Genomic DNA, 852 nt, shown 5'->3' with positions numbered 1-852 from the left:
TTCACCAGGGCCGAATCTAAATTCATCAACTGTCACTGGTTCAACGTTTTGCCCATCTGCTTGTACAACCGTTAGTTTTAACTCGGGGATACGCACGTCAAAAAAGCTATTACTAGAGCCATTAATAAACCTTAACCTAAGCTTTTCACCGACTTTAAATAATCCACGCCAGTTTGCCATTGGAGTACTACCGTTCATTAAAAAAGTCATTGCTGATGCAGATAAATCAGCTAAATCTGTAGGATTCATTCGCATCTGATTCCACATTTTTCGGCGCTGTAGAGCATTTGAAATACTGCTGCTTGAAACGTCATCGAAAAACTCTGGGACAGTGGGTTGATTGAAATTAAATACATCACTCTGTACTTTTAATTTACGGAACAGCGCCATTGGGTCATCATCAGTCCAATCAGATAATTGAATAACATGCTCGTTATCTGCACTAATAATATCGTTTTCTCGCGGTTCAATAATTAATGCACCGTACATGCCTGTCATTTCTTGAAAGCCACTATGTGAGTGATACCAATATGTACCGCTTTGTTGCAGTTTAAATTTATAAACAAAGGTTTCGCCCGGCATAATGCCTTTAAAGCTGATACCTGGTACGCCATCCATTTGATACGGTAAAATAATGCCATGCCAATGAATTGAACTCGGTACTGATAACTTATTTGTTACTCTAATAGTAACGTCATCGCCTTCTTTGAGGCGCAAGGTAGGAGCGGGTATAGATCCATTGATAGTTGTCGCCATACGTACTACGCCAGTAAAGTTAACCGGCGATTCATCTATAACCAGATCAATTACTTCGCCGCTAAGTTCGGGCACAGTGCCTGTTATTGTTCCTGC

The 852-nt window shown here is 40.5% G+C and carries 1 protein-coding gene; it reads right to left on the bottom strand.

Annotated elements, in window-relative coordinates:
• Positions 1-852: multicopper oxidase domain-containing protein (locus CXF76_RS00775; RefSeq protein WP_157823329.1), on the bottom strand; the 852-nt coding region annotated here is incomplete at both ends.

The organism is Pseudoalteromonas sp. 78C3 (genome assembly GCF_002836695.1).
GTDB lineage: Bacteria > Pseudomonadota > Gammaproteobacteria > Enterobacterales > Alteromonadaceae > Pseudoalteromonas > Pseudoalteromonas arctica.
Note: the sequence above shows the minus strand (reverse complement) of the source record. Positions and strands in the feature narration are given on the sequence as shown.